We start from the raw sequence: 2,286 nt of genomic DNA, 5'->3' as shown, positions 1-2,286 counted from the left end.
GCCCCCGAAACCACCACAACCACACAAGCCCCCCAGACCACCACCACGCAGGCCCCCCAGACCACCACAACCACACAAGCCCCTGCCAGGACAAGTGTCTCGGGAGTAGCGGATCCGACTCGTGCCCAGATAGCACCGGTGGAGGGTGTGTCGGAGCTGATCACGCCCAACGACGAGTTCTACGTGATCGACACCGCTATCGGCGTTCCCCAAGTCGATCATCGAGCCTGGACCCTCTCCTTCACCGGACGGGCCGACAACCCCTATAGCATCACGTATGACGAGTTGCTGGCCATGCCGCTGGTGGAGCGCTACATCACGCTCTGCTGCGTGTCGAACCGGGTGGGCGGGAACCTGGTGGGCAACGCCAAATGGCTGGGGGTACCCCTGCGGACCTTGGTCGAGAGGGCCGGCGTCCGCCCGGACGGCAACCAGCTGGTCGGCCGCTCGGTGGACCGGTTCACGGTCGGCTTCCCCACCGCCGCAGTGTTCGACGGTCGGGAGGCTCTGGTGGCGATCGGGATGAACGGCGAGCCGCTCCCGCTGAAGCACGGGTTCCCGGCCCGCCTCGTAGTCTCGGGGCTGTACGGGTACGTGTCCGCCACCAAGTGGCTGACGGAGGTGGAGTTCACGGGATGGAACGACTTCGACGCCTACTGGGTCCCGAGAGGATGGGCCAAACAGGCGCCTATCAAGACCCAGTCGCGGATCGACACACCCCGGGAGGGGAACATCACGGCCGGAACCAACGTCATCGCCGGGGTCGCGTGGGCCCAGACCCGGGGCATCTCGAGGGTACAGGTGCGGGTCGACGACGGTGACTGGACGAACGCGCACCTCCCCCAGGAACTGTCCATCGACACCTGGCGGCAGTGGTACCTGGAGCATGACTTCACGCCCGGCGCCCACACGATCGCGGTCAGAGCCACCGACGGCACCGGCCGGACCCAGACCGACAGTGTCCGCCCGCCCCGGCCCGACGGAGCAACCGGATACCACACCATCCAGGTGCAAGCCGCCTGATGCCGGGAGTGGTCGGTGTTCAGTGGTCAGTGGTGAGTGGTATGATGAAACGTGACGTGTTACCGCGTAGTGTGTGAATCGTCAAGGGACAGGCGGCCCCGCTAGCGCCAAGCGGTCAAACGAGGGTTACTAGCAGAGCCGCCTACCCGTATCCGACCCCCGAACCAGCCAGTTACTCCGTACACTGTGTTCACACACGTCAGGCAAGGTTTAGGGATCTCATTTTCCTTCATAACATTCATCCTCTTAGTACTACATCGTACAAAGTGTGAATGCCTCCTAACAGCTAAATCACTGGTCACTGGTCACTTCCAGCTTCCCTTCAAAACTAGAGTATTAGTGCACTAGTACATTAACGTGCTATGATCCCGGGCCGTCCTTGACCCGCGCCGAGCCGGTCCTACTGGAGTACGCCACCATGAACATGCCCGATCGCAACTGGAGAACTGCCGACTTCGATGCGCTGTGCCGCGCCCTGCTCAGCCTCGAGACGGTTGACGAGATGGCGCTCTTCCTGCGGGACCTCTGTACCCGGACCGAGATCGAGGGGCTTTCAAGCCGGTGGGTAGTGGCCACGCTGCTCGAGGCGGGCCTCCCCTACCGGCAGGTGTCCGAGCAAACCGGAGCCTCCATCACCACCGTGGGCCGGGTCAACGAATGGCGGCGGTTCGGGACCGGTGGGTACCGCATCGCCCTCGACCGGCTCGACAGGTCCGGCCAAGATGCCCGGTAGATCGCTCCGCGTCGCGGTACCCAACAAGGGCCGGCTCCGGGAACCCACCATCTCCCTCCTGAGAGAGGCGGGCCTGTCGTTCGAGCAGAGCGAACGGGTGCTGTCGGTGAGGGTGCGCAACGCCGACATCGAACTCCTCTTCGTGCGGGCCGAGGACGTGGTGGATCTGGTCGAGACGGGTGTGGCCGACCTGGGCGTGACCGGGCTCGACCTGCTCGAGGAACTGGGCCGCGGCAACGGTGCCGAACACGTGTCCACCCTGCTGGCGCTCGGCTACGGCCGGTGCTCTCTGACCGTCGCGGTCCCGGTCGACTCCCCGGTCCGGGAGCCGGAGGACTTCGGCGACCGGATGGCGGTTGCCACCTCACACCCCAACCTGACCAGGCGGTACTTCTCGGAGCTCGGGAGCCGGGTACTCGTGAAACGGCTCCGCGGTTCGGTCGAGGTTGCTCCCAAGCTGGGTTTCGCGAGCGCGGTGGCCGACCTGGTGTCCACGGGAAGCACCATGCTCATCAACGGGCTCCGGCCGG

3 protein-coding genes are annotated in these 2,286 nt (G+C 65.0%); all 3 read left to right on the top strand.

The window, feature by feature from the left end:
• Positions 1–1,023: molybdopterin-dependent oxidoreductase (locus tag OXK16_05385; protein MDE0375379.1), on the top strand; the 1,023-nt coding region annotated here is incomplete at its 5' end.
• Positions 1,024–1,402: 379 nt separating this feature from the next.
• Complete coding sequence (locus OXK16_05380) at positions 1,403–1,756, top strand: YerC/YecD family TrpR-related protein (protein ID MDE0375378.1); 354 nt, start codon at positions 1,403–1,405, stop codon at positions 1,754–1,756.
• Positions 1,746–2,286: ATP phosphoribosyltransferase (gene hisG, locus OXK16_05375; protein ID MDE0375377.1), on the top strand; the 541-nt coding region annotated here is incomplete at its 3' end. The genes OXK16_05380 and hisG, both read left to right, overlap by 11 nt.

The organism is bacterium, assembly GCA_028821235.1.
Classification (GTDB): domain Bacteria; phylum Actinomycetota; class Acidimicrobiia; order Spongiisociales; family Spongiisociaceae; genus Spongiisocius.
The sequence above is the reverse complement of the archived record's forward strand: the minus strand, read 5'-3'. Positions and strand labels throughout refer to the sequence as shown.